General features: G+C 68.7%; 13 protein-coding genes. 7 read left to right on the top strand and 6 right to left on the bottom strand.

Translation table 11 applies throughout. The annotated features are described in order from the left end of the window. Positions 1–139: 139 nt before the first annotated feature. The 3 genes from ACGFWI_RS05210 to ACGFWI_RS05200 form a co-directional block, all read right to left on the bottom strand. Positions 140–1,495: a serine hydrolase domain-containing protein gene (locus ACGFWI_RS05210; protein WP_393904544.1), complete on the bottom strand. Its 1,356-nt coding sequence runs from the start codon at positions 1,493–1,495 to the stop codon at positions 140–142. Between the two features lie 183 nt (positions 1,496–1,678). Continuing rightward, the gene (locus ACGFWI_RS05205) at positions 1,679–2,887 is read right to left on the bottom strand and encodes a cytochrome P450 (RefSeq protein ID WP_393904543.1); all 1,209 of its coding nucleotides are present in this window, start codon (positions 2,885–2,887) and stop codon (positions 1,679–1,681) included. 407 nt (positions 2,888–3,294) lie between these two features. Further along, positions 3,295–3,594, bottom strand: coding sequence for a hypothetical protein (locus ACGFWI_RS05200; protein ID WP_393904542.1), 300 nt, complete (start codon positions 3,592–3,594; stop codon positions 3,295–3,297). Positions 3,595–4,766: 1,172 nt separating this feature from the next. On the opposite strand from ACGFWI_RS05200, the gene ACGFWI_RS05195 reads away from it, so the two are divergent. After that, positions 4,767–5,225, top strand: coding sequence for an STAS domain-containing protein (locus ACGFWI_RS05195; RefSeq protein WP_393904541.1), 459 nt, complete (start codon positions 4,767–4,769; stop codon positions 5,223–5,225). 268 nt (positions 5,226–5,493) lie between these two features. Here ACGFWI_RS05195 and ACGFWI_RS05190 read toward each other — a convergent pair whose 3' ends face one another. After that, positions 5,494–7,131, bottom strand: coding sequence for an APC family permease (locus ACGFWI_RS05190; RefSeq protein ID WP_393904540.1), 1,638 nt, complete (start codon positions 7,129–7,131; stop codon positions 5,494–5,496). Positions 7,132–7,820: 689 nt separating this feature from the next. On the opposite strand from ACGFWI_RS05190, the gene ACGFWI_RS05185 reads away from it, so the two are divergent. After that, positions 7,821–8,123: a hypothetical protein gene (locus ACGFWI_RS05185; protein WP_393904539.1), complete on the top strand. Its 303-nt coding sequence runs from the start codon at positions 7,821–7,823 to the stop codon at positions 8,121–8,123. A 272-nt stretch (positions 8,124–8,395) separates the two neighbouring features. Continuing rightward, positions 8,396–8,569 (top strand): CsbD family protein, encoded by a 174-nt coding sequence (locus ACGFWI_RS05180; protein ID WP_393904538.1) that lies wholly within the window; start codon positions 8,396–8,398, stop codon positions 8,567–8,569. Positions 8,570–8,639: 70 nt separating this feature from the next. Here the strand turns inward: ACGFWI_RS05180 and ACGFWI_RS05175 are convergent, their stop codons facing one another. Further along, positions 8,640–8,774: a hypothetical protein gene (locus ACGFWI_RS05175; RefSeq protein WP_393904537.1), complete on the bottom strand. Its 135-nt coding sequence runs from the start codon at positions 8,772–8,774 to the stop codon at positions 8,640–8,642. A gap of 140 nt (positions 8,775–8,914) precedes the next feature. Here ACGFWI_RS05175 and ACGFWI_RS05170 point away from each other — a divergent pair, with 140 nt between their 5' ends. Beyond that, on the top strand, positions 8,915–9,184 hold the full coding sequence (locus ACGFWI_RS05170) for a hypothetical protein (RefSeq protein WP_393904536.1): 270 nt from the start codon (positions 8,915–8,917) through the stop codon (positions 9,182–9,184). A gap of 353 nt (positions 9,185–9,537) precedes the next feature. Continuing rightward, positions 9,538–10,521 carry an amidohydrolase family protein gene (locus ACGFWI_RS05165; protein WP_393904535.1) on the top strand — a complete coding sequence of 328 codons (984 nt, stop codon included), beginning with the start codon at positions 9,538–9,540 and terminating at the stop codon, positions 10,519–10,521. 338 nt (positions 10,522–10,859) lie between these two features. On the opposite strand, the gene ACGFWI_RS05160 is transcribed toward ACGFWI_RS05165, so the two are convergent. Beyond that, positions 10,860–12,404, bottom strand: coding sequence for a PucR family transcriptional regulator (locus ACGFWI_RS05160; protein WP_393904534.1), 1,545 nt, complete (start codon positions 12,402–12,404; stop codon positions 10,860–10,862). Between the two features lie 182 nt (positions 12,405–12,586). Here ACGFWI_RS05160 and ACGFWI_RS05155 point away from each other — a divergent pair, with 182 nt between their 5' ends. Both ACGFWI_RS05155 and ACGFWI_RS05150 read left to right on the top strand, forming a co-directional pair. Beyond that, entirely contained in the window at positions 12,587–14,140 is a 1,554-nt protein-coding gene (locus ACGFWI_RS05155; protein ID WP_393904533.1) for a purine-cytosine permease family protein, read from the top strand. 60 nt (positions 14,141–14,200) lie between these two features. Then, on the top strand, positions 14,201–14,905 hold the full coding sequence (locus ACGFWI_RS05150; RefSeq protein WP_393904532.1) for a cyclase family protein: 705 nt from the start codon (positions 14,201–14,203) through the stop codon (positions 14,903–14,905). Positions 14,906–14,916 lie beyond the last annotated feature (11 nt).

Below are 14,916 nucleotides of genomic sequence, written 5' to 3'. Positions count from 1 at the left end.
CTCAGCGGGGACGGGGCGGTGCAGCAGGACATCGGGCGGCCCGGAAGAGCGGTCCCGGGCGGTACAAGCCAAAGTGTTCGGGCGAACCGGGTGCGAAAGAGCGGGGAGTCGCACCGGGTTCGACCGCGACGGGCCCGATTCAGGCGGTGACGGTACGGCGAGCCGTGCGACCCGAGATCTGCACGCGGTCGATGGCGCCGCTGTCCGGATCCCGCACGAAGCGTCCGCCGGGAACGCGGCGGCCGGACGCGGGATCCACCAGGTCACAGCTCAGATCCGGGTAACAGACCAGCGGCGCGGGGGTGTCGCCGTTCACGGTCAGCGCCAGGGAGCCGTGCGCGTCCGCGGTGATCTGGTACTCGACGGTTCCGTTGTGATAGGTCCCGGCGCACTGGGGAAGTGCGACGGCGCGGCCCCGCTCCAGCGGGCGCGCGGCGGACGGGACCTGCACTCCGGTGATCTGGCCGATGTCCTCGGCCAGTTCGTGCCACAGGGCGGTGCCGTTGTTGGCATTGCTGGTGAAGGCGACCACCGTGCCGCTGTCCGGTTCGGCCCGCAGATGGCAGGAGGTGCCCTGGGCGTTGCCGTCGTGGCCGCACCACTGCTGGGTGCCCTGCTGGAAGAGCGCGAGGCCCGGACCCCAGGCGTCCGCCAGGACGCCCGGAGCGGCACCGGGTACGGGGCGGCGCATCTCCTCGGCGGCCTCGGGCGTCAGCACCGCGCGCGGCCCGTGTCCGAGCAGGGCCCGGCCCAGTGCGACCAGGTCGAGGGCGCTCGCCAGCAGGGCACCCGCCGGGGCCTCCACCGGCGCCAGGGTCTGCTGCACCGGGAGCACCCGTCCGGAGGCCGCGTTGACAGAGTGGCCGCGGGCCACCGGACGCGTCGGCGTGGCATCGCCGAGGAAGGCGGGAACGGTGCCCAGGGGTTCCAGCAGCAGCGCGCGCACGGCGTCCTGCCAGGACATGCCCGTCACCGCTTCGATCAGCCGGCCGGCGGCGACATATCCGGCGTTGGAGTAGGAGAAGCCGCTGCCGGGCGCGCACACCGTGTCCCGGCCCGAGCAGTGCGCGGACAGATAGCGGGCGGGGGTCAGCAGAGCCGCGTCGTCCGAATCGGGGCCGGTCGGGAGTCCCCCGGTGTGGCTGAGCAGCTGCCGTACGGTCAGGTGCGGTGCCCGCCGCAGCTCCGGCACATGGCTACCGACGAGATCGGTCAGCGCGAGGTCACCGTCGGCGGCCAGGAGCAAGACGATCGCGGCCGTGTAGGGCTTGGTGACGGACCCCAGCGGCACCGCCGTGTCCGCGGTGAACGGTTCGCCCGCGGTGACGTCCGCCTCGCCCGTCTGGACCGTGTACGTGACCGAGTCGACCTGCACGGCGAGTTGGGCTCCCGGCACCTGGTGGGTGCGCGCGAGCGTGTCCAGACGCTCTTGTAAGAGGCGTCGTATGTGGGTCGGCTGCCGGCTCGCGACCGGAGCACTCGAAGCATGCGGCATGAGAAAGAAACTCCCGGAACTCGAAACTCACGGGGGAATGACGCGCCTGCCTACCGTGAAAGCAACCCGCTCACGGCGTGGGCGAACCAGCCCCTGGGCCTGATCGCCGAGGGCACTCGGCAACCGATCTCCTCGCGTGCGCCCGCCCGTTGGAGCCGGGCGCGCTCTCCTCTGCGAACGGCACTATGACCTCCGCACCTCCAACGGCAGACGACGCGCACTGACGATGACGGCCGGGTTCTGGAACTCGACCTCGCGGCGGCTCGGGACGGTGATGCAGGGGAAGCGGTCCAGCAGTTGGCGCAGCGCGATGCGTGCCTCCAGCCGGGCCAGCGGCGCACCGAAGCAGAAGTGGATGCCGTGGCCGAAGGTCAGATGCGGGTTGGGGTTGCGCATCACGTGGAACGTGCCGGGATCGGTGAACCGTGCCGGGTCGCGGTTGGCGGCGGCCAGGTTGGCCATCAGGATGGCGTCGGCGGGAATCGTCCTGCCGCCGAGTTCGACCTCGCGGGTGGTACGGCGACCCAGTTCGGGGAACGGCGGCAGCCAGCGCAGCACTTCCTCGATGGCGTCCGGCAGCCGGCCGGGGTCCGCGCGCACCTGCGCGGCGGCGTCGGGGTACTGATCGAAGCTGAGCACGGCGCTGCCCAGCAGTGCGGTGGTGGTGATGTGCCCGGCGACCAGCAGCAGGGCCACAAAGCCGACGATCTCCTGGTCCGCCATGCGGATGCCGTCCACTTCGGCCTGCAGCAGCCTGCTGGTCAGGCCCTCGCCGGGGTTCTTCCGGTGGTGGCGGATGTGATCGAGGAGGTAGCCGTTCATCTCGCGCACGGTGGGTGCGATGGAGTCCAGCGCGCGCTCGAGATCGCTCATGTCCAGCGAATCGCCGAGCTCGTCCCCGCCGAAGAGCGTGGCCGCCCACTCCTGGAACAGCCCGCGGTCACTGGCCGGCACGCCGAGCAGCTCGGCGATCACGAGAATGGGCAGCGGGTAGGCCAGCGCGTCCACCAGGTCGAACCGGTCACGGTCCTCGACGGCGTCGAGCAGTTCCGCCGTGATGGCGTGGATCCTCGGTTCGAGTCCGGAGACGATGCGCGGGGTGAACGCCTGGCTGACGAGAGTGCGCAGCTTGCGGTGCTCGGGCGGGTCCATGCCGACGAAGTTGCCCTGGCGGAAGGTCTCGAAGTCCGGCTGGGTGGGGGTCAGACCGGAGAAGTCCGAGGAGTAGGTCGCCGGGTCGGCGAGCACGGCGGCCACGCTCCGGTGGTCCAGAACCTGCCAGAGGTTCTGCCCTTCGTCATGACGTATGGGATCCGCCACGCTCAAGGCACTCCACCGGCCGACCAGATCGTCGAAGACGAAAGGTGCCTCTTTCAGTTCGTTGCTGGTCACCGGTACTCCCTGAAGTGCGGGTCCGGGAGGGCTCGTTCCTCCCCGGCAGTTATGCGCTGGACTGATCGGCGGCCATACCCTCGAAAAGACGGATCGCCGTGTGACGCAACAGGCTTACTATCACAGCCCTTTCATGCCCTTGGCTGCCTTCGGATTAAATTTGTACTGCCGGTGCGCAAATTGGCGAAGCCGGGTTCCGACGCACGGCCGTCACAATGTTGTCGCGCTACCCCAAAAAAGGCATTCGGGATCTCCCGACGGCATGAACACGCATGGCGACGCGCGAACATGAACACCGGTTAAAGGCATGCCGATATGGTCGACCATCGGGCTCCGCGACGAATCGCCGGCGCAAGCCCCTGGATCCCGGTTTCTGGTCGGCGCGGGCGCGGCAGCGCCGGCGCTCACTACTCAGTGATCGGCGTCGACAGCGCCTGATTTACCGCTGCGGGTGCGCTCAACGGCGACAGCAGCAAAAGAGCAGCCTTGACGGTCGGCCGGAATGCCGCCGCGGACAGACCGCCGGCAACTCCCGGGCAGAGCCGGACGTGCAATTCCGCATGCCGAGCCCCTTCCCGTTCTTCGACGCGGGCAGCCGAGAACATGTCGTCGGTTCCGCCGCACGGCTCGATGAACCAGGCCGCGAAACCCCTCCCCGGCCCTTCATCGACGCCCGGACATACGGCAGCGAAGCCGCCGTTGACCATGTCGTTACCACACATCCCCCACTGAAAACCCCTCACACATGACACATGTCAGGCATCCCCGCGCACCTCAAGATGGGCGATCCTCACACGAGCCACCGGCGCCCGAAAAGAGGACGAGGGAAACGTAAACACTACCGGCAGGTACATTTTGATGTTGTCAGCGATCCGCGCCCCCGAGCGCTTTCTCGCCAGTCCAGCTTGACCGACAGTCTCACTCCCAGTCATACAATAGCAACCCCCTGCGGTTTGACTGAGGGTGATTTTTATACCCATTTGCCTTGGGCCGCCAGCAGGTCGCGCGCAACCCCTGTTACTCGTGAGGCAAACGACTTCGACTGTCCGTTCGAGCTGAACGCGGGGAAGTGGGTATTGAGCGTTTCTCCCGGAGAGCGGCAGAGCCCTCCAAGGCGGTCCGCTATCCCCGCCGCACGATGATGCCACCCCTCCCCCGCGGCACGTGCCAGACCTTGGCAAACCACCACGGGGAGAACAACCCTCAGATACACATCCGGACCGGGACCACGGCCGCCGCGGCGAGCCGGAAGGCGTTCACCGTCACAGCTGCCGCGTAGCGACCGGGCAGGCCAGGACCGTTGTGACGGTCTCATGGGCCATCTCGGCCTGCATCAACAGTTGTTGGTCAGCCAGGGTGGCCGCTCGCTCCGTGGCCTGCTTTCGACGTCCGGTTAATTGGCCGGATTCCATACCTTGCGGCCGAAGTAGACGCTGCAGTAACTGATCCGCAGTCGCTTTCGCAGAAAGAGAGGGCGAATTTGTTGCCGACAGGCAAGTACTCGGCATGGAACTGCCGAATACGCGCCGGCCGGCAGGGGAACGCCACGCACGGCCCCGTGTCGGTCCGCAGCCCCGTCATGGGTGGCGCCACCCCGCGGCCGGAAACCTCGAAGGACCGGCACGCCGGCCGGACGACCCTCCGGCGGCCCGGCGCGGCGCGGGTCGCGGTGCGCTGTCGCCACGTCGCCGACGCGTGCTCAAGTCGGAGCCGGATCGCCCCGGTTGGGCCGCCACCGCCCGGACGGCGAGACGGTGCCGGCCGGTCAACGGTAGTACTGATGGTTCCGAATCGGTGGCGCGGTGTGGGACAGTGAAGTGACGGAACAGCCTGGTTCGGCTCGTGAGCCTCGCTCGCCCAGTGCTCCGAGAGGCGGGATGTGATCCCCGGCAGCTCCTGCCGTGGCGGCCCGCGAACTCCGGACCACACACGGCGCCTGCCGTGTGCCCGCAGTGCTGCGGCTGCATGGCTGCCACCCCAACTCTTTGAGGGCGTTATTCCTTTCACCATCAGCACCCAGTATCTGGATGACACCGTACTGCTCATGGCCTGCGGAGAGATCGACCGCGCTTGCGAGCCGGCATGCGACCGCGTCCTCGCCTCGCTGCCCGCAGCACTGTCCGATGTGGTCCTGGACATGCAGAACGTGCCGTTCATGGACGTGACGGGCCTGCACTTCCTGTGCGCCCTGCACCGTCACACCGCCCGCCATCACACCCGTCTGCACACCCGCGGCTGGCGGGCGCAACCACGGTACGTCCTGGATTCGGCCCTGCACCTCGACCTGCAGGGCGCTGACTTGAACACCGCGGTGCGCGCGGCACTCGACCTGCTCTAGAACCCTCGCGGTACGCGCCAAGAAGCGGTCTGCCCCGCCCCGGCCCGCTCTCCGCGTACCCCGGTGACCGGTCGTCATGCGCGCCCTTGAACGGCGGCATCACCGTCGCGGCCAGCGTCCGGCAGGCCTCCCTGCGGGCATCGCGGCGGAGCCCTCACCCTCGTCGGCGCAGGGCCGGGCCGTACCGTACGGCAGCGAAAAGCCGGTGCGTCCGGCCGGGTCAACCGGCCGGACGCACCGGCTTGCCGGTCGTCAGGTCAGGGTGCGGTCAGTGACCGCCCTCGTCCACGACCGCGACCTCCTCGATGTTCTGCTCGATCTCCTGGGTCGAGACGGCGGTGGCGCGGGCCCAGTAGTAGATCCCCAGCGAGAACACCGTAATGATCGCCATGTCCCACCACAGCGGGATGTGGCCCTGGCCGCCGAAGCCGCCCTGCCAGGCGATGAGGCCCATGCCGATCAGGTACACCGGAAGCCACTGCGCGGCCTTCCAGTCCAGTTGCGGAGCGTTCGGCAACCGCTTCTTCGTCGCGTACCAGGCGTAGCTGCCGAGCAGCACATACCCGATGATGATCGCCCAGCCGAGCCGCTGCAGGGTGTCCCAGCCGGCCCAGTAGATGATCAGGCTCGCGACGACGAAGGACACCGGCGAGATGACGCCGCCGCCGGGCAGGCGGTAGGGGCGCTCGTGGTGCGGCAGCCGGTGGCGGAAGACCCCGAAGGCCAGCGGCGCGCCCGCGTACATCAGCACGCTCGCCGAGGTGATGAAGGAGACCAGCTCCTGCCAGCTCGGGAAGGGCAGGAAGCAGATCACGCCGGTCACGAACGAGATGATCAGCCCGAACCACGGCACACCGCGCCCGTCGGTCTTCTCGAACAGCCTGGGCGCATAGCCGTTCTTGCTCAGACCGTAGGAGATGCGCGAGGTGGAGGTGGTGTAGATCAGGCCGGTGCCACCGGGGGAGATGATCGCGTCCGCGTACAGGACCCAGCCCAGCCAGCCCAGGCCCACCACGGTGGCCAGACCGGCCCACGGACCGCTGATGCCCGCGTAGTCCAGCTTGGCCCACCCGTGCGCGAAGGAGGCCAGCGGCAGCGCGCCGATGTAGACCACCTGGAGAAGGACGTAGATCACCGCACCGATCACGACCGACCCGATCGTGGCACGCGGCAAGTCGCGCTTGGGGTTGCGGCTCTCCCCGGCGAGCTGGATGGCCTGTTCGAAGCCGAGCAGGGCGAAGATGATGCCGCTGGTGCTGATGGCGCTGAGCACGCCCTTGGCGCCGAACGGGGCGAAGCCGTGCGAGGTGAAGTTGTGCGGCTGGAAGTTGGTCGCCGCGATGATGAAGATCGCCCCGAGGGGTACGGCGATCTTCCACCAGGTCGCCGCGCTGTTCGTGTGCGCCAGCACCTTCACACCGAGGAAGTTCACCGCGACAAAGATCGCCATCAGGACGAGCGCGACGATGAAGCCGCTCGTCGTGAGGGTCCCGTTCGCATGCTGGAACCCCTGGGCCCACGACCAGTGACCGGCGTAACCGATCATGGCCTCGACCTCGATCGGGGCCACCGTCGCCGCCTGGAGCCAGGAGAACCAGCCGAAGGACATACCGGCCAGGCCGCCGAAGGCGTAGTGCGGATACCGCGCCGTGCCACCGGCCACCGGGAACAGGCCACCGAGTTCGGCGTGCACCAGCGCCAGAAGCACCACCGCGACCGCACCGATGATCCAGGAGATCAGCGCGGCCGGCCCCGCCACCACTACGGCCTTCTGGGCACCGTAGAGCCATCCGGATCCGATGATGGAGCCGACCGAGGCCCACATCAGACCGATGAGCCCGACATCCCTCCGGAGGGAGCCGGATGCGCGTGTCCTCTCGGGTGCGATCTCGTCAACGCTTGCCATAGGAGGCCTTTCAAGACAGGGCGGCTGAAAATTTGCCTCAGAGTAGGGAGTATTCGCGGCCCTGCAAAGAGTCATTGGCTGAATAGTTATATTCCTTGAAGGAATGCATACCGAACTCACAGCTCACCACTGTGGACATTCCGCGGGATGTACGAACGGGCGACTCCGCAGGTGGAGGGGGTAGCAGGACGCGACCGGACAATTACTCATCCGGCTCTCGGCGTGCCTCGCAAAATTGAGGAAAAATTGAAGCTATGAGGAAAGAATTTAAGCTTCGCGTCGGGTAATGCCATTCACCAGGGCGAGCCATGCCCTTACTGTCAGTGAATTCCGTCAGCGCGGTCGCTCGCTTCCACAGTCACGCCCCCTCCATGCCCGGTGGCGGCCCAGGAGTCGCCCAGAGGCACGGAGGCCGCCCCTGTCGATCACCACCGGGTCCGTCTCCGGCCAACCGGCGAAGGGCCGGCCGTCGGCGGGGTGAAGGGGTGAGCGAGGTTAAAACTCCGCTTCGGCGCGCCGTTCGGCTTGAAGAGTCAACTTCTCGCTCATGCCACCCATAAAGCGCATTTTTGGGACGCGCTCAAGTGGTGCGCCGTGACAAGACAGCTGACTGTGGGTCATATGTCGCTACTGCGATCAAAGGCCGACACTGTGTCGTCCTCCGCAGTAGGCCGAAAGGAACATGCCCCATGCGCACTGCCCGCACCCTGTTCGCCTCAGCCGTCATCACCGCGGTTTTCGCAGTGACCGCTCCCAGCGCGATGGCCTCGTCCACGGCCGAGGACAGCGCCACGGTCAGCGCCACCTCAGCACACGGCGACGACCACGGCCGCCACGGAAGAGGGAACCGTGACCACGACCACGACTGGTCCGGCCACCGCTGGCATGGACGCCACCACCACAAGTGCAGGCACCACCACCACAGGAACCACCACAGGCCGGTCGGCGGTATGCACACCGGCGGCGGCGCCCGCATGGAACACGGCCGCTAGGAGGGTGGTCCGGCACCGGGGCTGATCCGCTCCGCCTGACGGCAGAACGCCGGCACCGGCGCCATCGGCTCCGACGACTCCCGTGTCGACAGCACCGAGTGGGTGCGGCAACAGCCTTGTTGCCGCACCCACTCAGTCCGTTTCGGGCGCATCTCGCCGGCGGGCTTGTGCCGGGAGTCCCCGCAGCTGATGACTGCCGCTCAGAAAACTTCTCCGTTTCCGCTGGAGTCGCGCGGGCAGCGGAATGATGACGCCGACGAAGGGATCTCATCATGAGCGCCGTGGAGAAGGCGAAGGCCAAGACCGAGCAGACGACCGGGAAGGCGGAGAAGGAAGTCGGCCGCACGGTCGGCAATGAGCGTCTCGAAGCGGACGGCGTGGTGCGAGAGTCCAAGGGAAATCTGCGCGACGCAAAGGAAAAGGGCAAGGACGCTCTCCAGGACTGACGCCCGGGATCTGTCGCGGGTGGGCGGGACCACATACTCGCGCGGTCCCGCCCACCCATGCCGTGCATCGTTACGTCGCGAGCCAGGCCAGATACCAGTCCCGGATGTCGGGGCCGGGCAGGATGCGGCCCCAGGTCATGTCGTCGAACCAGACCTGACCTGCGAATGGCCCGGTGACGACGAGACGGCGCAGGTCACTCGTCACTCTCCGGCCTCTTTCACGTGCGGGCCCCTCCGTCCCGTCATGCCGGTGGGAAACCTACCGACTCCCCGGTGACCGAATGCCGGCTCAGGCGTCGCCCACGGCGATTCGCCGTTGCAGGCCATGCCTGATAGGGAGGTGGCATGAGTGATATACCTCCGGTTCTGACCGTTACCGCCATCAGCACCATCGGGGTCACCGACGTCCACGACGCCAACGCGGACTCCTGGATGGTGATCGAGACCGCCGAGCAGGGACAGCTGCTGCTGAATCTGCCCGGTCCGCTGTACCAGGCCGCGGTCCAGGCAACCAAGCTTCCGGCCGACCAGGCCGGCCCCGGCCGCTTGGCACTCACCGACGACGAGATTGCGGCCTACCGCGCCCACATCGCAGGAATTTCCAGCGCCGACTAGTGGTGGTCGAGTGGCTGGATACCGCCGTCGCGGCGTGCGACGGTGGAGTTGATCATGGACGCCCGCCGGACGCCCCCGGAGGCGCGACGGTGTGGCCCTCCTCCGCGCTCGGCCTGCACAAGGGCGGCAGGCTGTACGTCCCGGCGAGGGTGATCCCGCCTTTTGGCGCCCGCGCAAGCCGACCTGTGCGACACCATCACACCGCCCCGAGGCCAATACGCACTGCCTCTCCTGATCCGTGCCAGCATCGCCTCTCCGACGCAGCGCAGCCGTAGAGCAGCACTGATCGATCGTCATCCGGATCGCTGCGGACCAGCCGGACTCGTCATCGACCGCGCAAGGACACCGCTGGCATGATGAAGATCATCGCGATTGAGGAACACCTCGCCACCAAGGAAGTGCTCGACGCCTGGCGCGCGCTGCCACCGGACCACCAGGACGACAGCCTGGAGATCTTCGACCAACCCCGCATCGAGGAATGCCTGGTGGACCTCGCCGCCGAGCGGATCCGGATCATGGACGATGCCGGCATCGACGTCCAGGTCCTCTCTCTGACGACGCCCGGCCTGTCCAACACCGGTGCCGCCGAGGCCGTCGCCCTCGCCCGCAGCACCAACGATCTGATCGCCGACACGGTGGCCGGCCGGCCCGACCGCTTCGAGGGTTTCGCCACCCTGCCGACGCCGGACCCGGAGCAGTCGGCGACGGAGCTGCACCGGGCCGTGGACACGCTCGGCCTCAAGGGCGCCATGATTTTCGGCCGCACCGGCGAGCACAATATGGACCACCCCGGCTTCCGTCCCCTCTTCGAGGCGGCGGCGGAGCTGCGGGTCCCCCTGTACATCCACCCGCAGCTCCCCCACCGCGCGGTCAGGGACGCCTATTACTCGGGTTTCGGCAAGGAGGTCGATCTCGCCCTCGCCGGTCCCGGCATCGGCTGGCACTACGAGACGGGCATCCAGCTGATGCGCCTCATCCTCGCCGGAACCCTCGACCGGCATCCTGACCTGCAGATCATCCTCGGTCACTGGGGCGAGGTCGTGCTGTTCTTCCTCGAACGGATGGAGTCGCTGGACTCGACGGTCAAGCTCGACCGGCCGTTGCGCGACTACTTCCGGCAGAACGTCTCGTACACGCCGAGCGGCATTCTCAGCCAGACCTACCTTCAGCGCACCATCGAGATCGTCGGCGTGGAACGCGTGATGTTCTCGGCCGACTACCCCTCCCAGGACGTGGGCGAGGGCAGGGCCCGCGATTTCCTGGAATGCGCCGAGCTGACGCCGGCGGACCGGGAGCTCATCGCCCACGGCAACTGGGAGCGCCTGCTCGCACGCTGAGCCCCCGCCGTGGTGCGGAGCGGAACGCGGGTCGACGATCGGCGCCCGGCCTCGCGACCTCACCGCGGTGATCCTCGCCCGGTGGATCCTGTTCGCCCTCCTCGACGCACATCGCACCAACGACCTGGTCAACTTCGTTCAATGCGGCGGCTGGCCGGCTGGCCGGCTGGTCGCACGATCTGTTCACCATGGACACCGTATGGGTGCGGACCGTGCTCAACTACGGGCTGCCCGCCGTGGTCTATCCGTGCGCCGGCCACATGCTGGCCGCCCGGATCCGCCGCGCCTAGGCCGTGTTTTTTCGATCATCGCGGGCCCGTGCTGATCGAAAAAGCGGCCTAGTCGCCCGCTGCGCGGCCGTCGGAGTGCGGACCCTCTGTGCGTGCGGGACCGGCGAGGAGATCCCTGGCCTGCAGGGCGATCCAGAGCTCCGCGAGGTCGCCGGTGGTGGCGAGGGTGCGGCCGGTGAGCTGTTCGACCCGATGCATCCGGTACATCACGGTCTGTTTATGGACGTTCAGGGCGGCGGCCGTACGCTGCCAGGAGCGGCGGCAGTTCAGGAAGGCGTCCAGGGAACCGACCAGATCCGTTCGGTGTGCCGCGTCGTACGCCAGCAGGGGTCCCAGCACCCGGTCGACCACGACGCGGGCCTCGTCGATGCTGCGCAGGACCGTATGGGCGGAGTCGTCGCCGTACCGCGCGATCCGCTCCGCCGACGTCGCGGCGAGTGTCAGCGCCCACATGGCCTCCTTGTGCGCCGTCGGGAGCCGGTCGGGGACGCCGAGCACCTCGCTCGCCCCGAGCAGGACGGCGGGCCCCAGTTTGTTCCGTACGGTCAGGAGCACGTCCGGGTCATCGGGGAGCAAGGCCAGCAGCAGCGGGTCGCGTCTGAGCAGCAGGTGGGGTATGCGGCGTCGGCCCAGGGTCAGATGCAGATCGCGCTGGCCCGACTCGTCGCCGTGCTGCGCGGCCACGAGAGCGCAGACCGACGGATCGAGTCCGGCCGCCTCCAGTTCCTGCCGGGCCGTCGGTGCGTCGGTCCGTGCGTCCAGCAGGTGGGCGAGGAGTTCTCCACGGACCCGGCGCTGGTGTTCCAGCGCCATCGCATGCCGGGCGACCTCCACGGCGGCGACGGTGGCCAGGTGGTGCAGGAGCGAGGTGTCGGACGAGGCGCTGGGGAGACCTTCGGCCACCAGGAGGGCCGGCTCCTCGGCGGGCACTTCCACCGCGAGGGAGGTGCCGTCGGCTGACGGCAGACGGAGGACGCCGGGGATCTTTCCCTCACAGGCTTGGACCGCCGCCAGCACCGCCGCGCGCATTGCGGGTTCGGGTTCCGGTGCCGAGGGATCCACGGGGTGGGCCGAGGCCGTGTCCAACAGCAGCAGGCGGCAGCCCAGTTCGCGGCTCAGCCGGGCCACGGGGGACTCCGTGGGTACGCCGCCCAGAGCGTCGCGGACGGCGGCGTAGACACGCTCGACCTGACCCACCCGGGCGGCATCGTCCCGGGAATTGGCGTCCGCGACCGCCCGGGAGATGGCGGCGAAGCCCACCGAGTACGGGGCCACCAGGATGGGGATGCCGCAGTCCTCGGCCGCGGCGGCCAGCTCCTCGCGCAGGGACGGCGTCTGCGGATCCTCCCCGATGACCAGGCCACTGGCGCCGACGTCCGCCAGGCTGCGCAGCAGTCTTGCCTGGTCCGCGCCCAGTGGTGGCAGTGTGCGGCCGTTCCGGATGAGCAGTTCGCTGCCGGCCAGCCAGTCATGGACGCTGTCGAGGTCGGAGGCGTGCGCCCAGGAGACGGGACGGTCGAGCCCGCCCCCGCCGGCGAACAGAGCCAGCCGCAGGTGCGGGATCCGCACCAGGTCGCCAACGGTCACTCGCATACGTCCTCCTCACAGGCTTGTGGCAATCGCGCAATCCTCTTGTTCGATCGCTCAAGAGGCAACCCCTCATTCTCGTTTTCCGACACGTTGATGACTGCCCCGCTCCCCCGGACACTGCAGGTCATCGGGCCATCAGCAACCCGAGCAAGCCCCTTTCCGCCCGGCAGCCCGCAGGAGTCCGCGTGACCCAGCAAGCCCCGCCCTCCCTCACCGAAGTCGAGCCTTACGGCATCGAGAAGATCCCCGACGCCGACCGCACCGCGACGCCCCTGGACCTGTTCCGGGTCGCCTTCGGTGGCGCCAACACCTTCTCCACCTGCGTTCTCGGCGCCTTCCCGGTCCTCTTCGGTCTCTCCTTCTGGCAGGGGCTCGCCGCCACCCTTCTCGGGCTGGTCGCCGGAGCGCTGATCCTCTGTCCCATGGCCGTCTTCGGCCCGGTCAACGGCACCAACAACGCCGTCGCCTCGTCGGCGCATCTCGGCGTGCACGGCCGCATCGTCGGGTCGTTCCTGTCACTGCTCACCGCTGTCGCCTTCTTCTCCATCTCGGTCTGGAGCTCCGGTGACGCGCTGGTCGGCGGCGCCCACCGACTGCTCGGCCTGCCGCGTTCGGGGATCTCGTACGTGGTGGCCTACGCGCTGTTCGCCGGGCTGGTGATGGTGGTGTGCGTGTACGGGTTCCGGTTCATGCTCTTCATCAACAAGATCGCGGTTACCGCGGCCACGGCGCTCTTCCTCCTCGGCGCGTTCGCCTTCGCCGGCGACTTCGACCCCTCGTACGCCGGGGCCCACGCGGCCGGCGGGCAGTTCCTGTTCTGGCCGTCGTTCATCGGCGCCGCGCTGATCGTGCTCTCCAACCCCGTGTCGTTCGGTGCTTTCCTCGGGGACTGGTCCCGCTACATCCCGGCCGACGCCCCGCGCCGCCGCGTCGTCGGCGCGGCGTTCCTCGCCCAGATCGCGACATTGCTGCCGTTCGTCTTCGGGCTCGCGACCGCGAGCATCATCGCCACCAAGGCACCGCAGTACGTCGATCCCGGCACCCCCGACTACGTCGGCGGACTGCTCGCCATCTCCCCCGGCTGGTACTTCCTGCCCGTGTGCCTGCTGGCCCTGATCGGCGGCATGTCCACCGGAACCACCACGCTCTACGGCACCGGGCTGGACTTCTCCAGCGTCTTCCCCCGGCTCTCCCGCGTGCAGGCGACCGTGCTGGTCGGTGCGGTGTCCACCGCCTTCATCTTCATCGGCCGCTTCTGGCTCGACCTCGTACAGAGCATCTCCACCTTCGCGACGCTGATCATCACCTGCACCACTCCCTGGATGGTCGTGATGATGCTCGGCTTCTACACCCGGCGCGGCTGGTACGACCCCGACGCCCTGCAGGTCTTCAACCGGCGGCAGCGCGGCGGCCGTTACTGGTTCGCCCATGGCTGGAACTGGCGCGGGATGACGGCCTGGTGGGTCTCCGCGGTGGTCGGCGTGGTCTTCACCAACATCCCCGGCCAATTCGTCGGGCCGCTCGGCGGGCTCGCGCACGGCATCGACATCAGCCTGCCGCTGTCCCTGGCCACCGCCGCGCTGCTCTTCCTCTCCCTGCTGGCGCTGTTCCCCGAGCCCCGCGCGGCCTACGGCCCGGAAGGTGCCCGGCTCGTCCGCACCGTCGACGTCCCGGTCCCGCCGATCACCGGTCCGGGCACGGATGCCGCCGCGGTCGGGCTCGCGCCCACCGAAGCCTGACCCGACTCCCCCGGAGCTCTCGCCCACCGAAGCCTGAGCCGACTCACCGGAGCTCTCCCCATGACAACGACCGCCATGCCATCAACCGGCTCGCCGGCCTGGGTCGACCTGTCCGTCCCCCTCGTGACCGGTATGCCCGTCTATCCCGGCGATCCCGAGGTGGAGGTCGACGCCGCACTCCGCGTCACCGACGACGGCGTCAACGTGCAGCGTCTGCACCTCGGTTCGCAGTCCGGCACCCATGTCGACGCGCCCTTCCACGTGGACGACAGCTGGCCCACGCTGGACGAGGTGCCGTTGCACCGCTTCACCGGTCCGGCCGTCGTTGCGGACCTGCGCGGCCTGGCGCCGCGCGCGGCCCTCACGCCCCACCACCTCGCCCCCGCCCTGGAGCGGCTGCGCCCCGGGGCGGTGCTGGTGCTCGCCACCGGCTGGTCCGCGCACTGGGGGACGGACGACTACCTCGCCCATCCCTGGCTCACCCCCGAAGCCGCCCGGGTGATCGTGGACGCGCACGTCCGCACGGTCGCCGTCGACGCCCTGAGCATCGACCCCACTCCCGTCCCCGGCGATCCGCAGGCCGACGGCTCGCTCCCCGCCCATCGCCTTCTGTGCGGAGCCGGCGCCGTCATCGCCGAGAACCTCACCAACCTGGGGCCCGTCCTCGACGCCCAGGCCGCCCAACGCCCCGTCGAGGTCTCGCTCTTCCCGATCCGGCTGGCCGCCGACGGCGCTCCGGTGCGCGCCGTCGCCCGTCTCGGCTGACCGTCCGGGCA

Source organism: Streptomyces sp. NPDC048434 (assembly GCF_043200375.1).
In the GTDB taxonomy this organism is placed as follows: Bacteria; Actinomycetota; Actinomycetes; order Streptomycetales; family Streptomycetaceae; genus Streptomyces.
Note: the sequence above shows the minus strand (reverse complement) of the source record. Positions and strands in the feature narration are given on the sequence as shown.

Coding starts and splice junctions, on each gene's coding strand:
- ACGFWI_RS05210 (WP_393904544.1), bottom strand. CDS start 1,495: ATGCCGCATGCTTCGAGTGCTCCGGTCGCGAGCCGGCAGCCGACCCAC.
- ACGFWI_RS05200 (WP_393904542.1), bottom strand. CDS start 3,594: ATGGTCAACGGCGGCTTCGCTGCCGTATGTCCGGGCGTCGATGAAGGG.
- ACGFWI_RS05190 (WP_393904540.1), bottom strand. CDS start 7,131: ATGGCAAGCGTTGACGAGATCGCACCCGAGAGGACACGCGCATCCGGC.
- ACGFWI_RS05185 (WP_393904539.1), top strand. CDS start 7,821: ATGCGCACTGCCCGCACCCTGTTCGCCTCAGCCGTCATCACCGCGGTT.
- ACGFWI_RS05180 (WP_393904538.1), top strand. CDS start 8,396: ATGAGCGCCGTGGAGAAGGCGAAGGCCAAGACCGAGCAGACGACCGGG.
- ACGFWI_RS05170 (WP_393904536.1), top strand. CDS start 8,915: ATGAGTGATATACCTCCGGTTCTGACCGTTACCGCCATCAGCACCATC.
- ACGFWI_RS05165 (WP_393904535.1), top strand. CDS start 9,538: ATGATGAAGATCATCGCGATTGAGGAACACCTCGCCACCAAGGAAGTG.
- ACGFWI_RS05160 (WP_393904534.1), bottom strand. CDS start 12,404: ATGCGAGTGACCGTTGGCGACCTGGTGCGGATCCCGCACCTGCGGCTG.
- ACGFWI_RS05150 (WP_393904532.1), top strand. CDS start 14,201: ATGACAACGACCGCCATGCCATCAACCGGCTCGCCGGCCTGGGTCGAC.